Here is a 918-nt window from a genome sequence, read left to right as displayed (position 1 = left end):
TTGCTGAAAGGTTGCGTTTATTCGCGCCCTTAAACTTTAATACATTAAAAAAATAACAAAAAAATCAATAATTACATTATTTTTAACATTTTTTACTCAAAAAAAAAAAAAGAGTAAAATAAAAGTAAGGGATATTGTTTGTACCCTAATAAGTTAAAAAAGGAGAAAAATTAAAATGAATTATCAATCACACAACCAAACGAAATCAGTTTGGAAAACTACCCTTGTTATTGTGGCAGTTTTGTTAATTTGCGCGGGGCTTCTTTGGCTTTCCGTAAATTTCGGCACCAATAAGAAATTATCATCTCAAGGCAGAGATGATAATGTTGGTAGTAACTATTACCCCCACCAATCTAACACAAAACCACTAAAACCACATAATGATAAACCTTCTTATCCCATCGAATCCACTACTACTAAAGCTAACCAACCCAAACAACAAATCCCAAATAACAAACCCAATGTAGAGTACGATCCCCAAACAGGGAAGGAAATCAAGCGGACCCCTTGATTCAGAAATACCCCTCTCGCTTTGATTTAAATCCAATTAGGGTTATTTACCCTTAGGATTGATTTAGACACCCTTTAAATGAGGAGTTTTTTTATTTTTTCGGCCTATATATATAGTGTAGGGATAAAATATTTAAAAAAAATATCTTTACAAACTAACAAAGTAGTTTGTAAAGATAAGAAATTATCTATTTAATTTTAAGTCTTAAAGAGTAATTTTGAAATAAAAAAGTGTCTAAAATAATGGAACAGTGCAATTTGTTATTGATATAAATAGGAATATATACGTTTAAAAGTGATTAAATTCACTTTTTTTATAAAGTGTTTAAGATGCTAATTTGTTTTCTTAGATTAAATACTTAAATTAATTGGGCGCGAATAAACGCATCATTACAGCAATCTAGCCAG

1 protein-coding gene is annotated in these 918 nt (G+C 29.7%); it reads left to right on the top strand.

Annotated features, from left to right (window positions below; genetic code table 11):
* The first annotated feature begins 175 nt into the window (after positions 1-175).
* A complete protein-coding gene (locus AACP42_RS03020; protein WP_212775638.1) occupies positions 176-511 on the top strand; it encodes a hypothetical protein in 336 nt (111 codons plus the stop codon).
* Positions 512-918 lie beyond the last annotated feature (407 nt).

The organism is Hydrangea phyllody phytoplasma, from assembly GCF_036985185.1.
Classification (GTDB): Bacteria; Bacillota_I; Bacilli_A; order Acholeplasmatales; family Acholeplasmataceae; genus Phytoplasma; species Phytoplasma asteris.
This window is presented reverse-complemented; position numbering and strand designations above follow the sequence as displayed.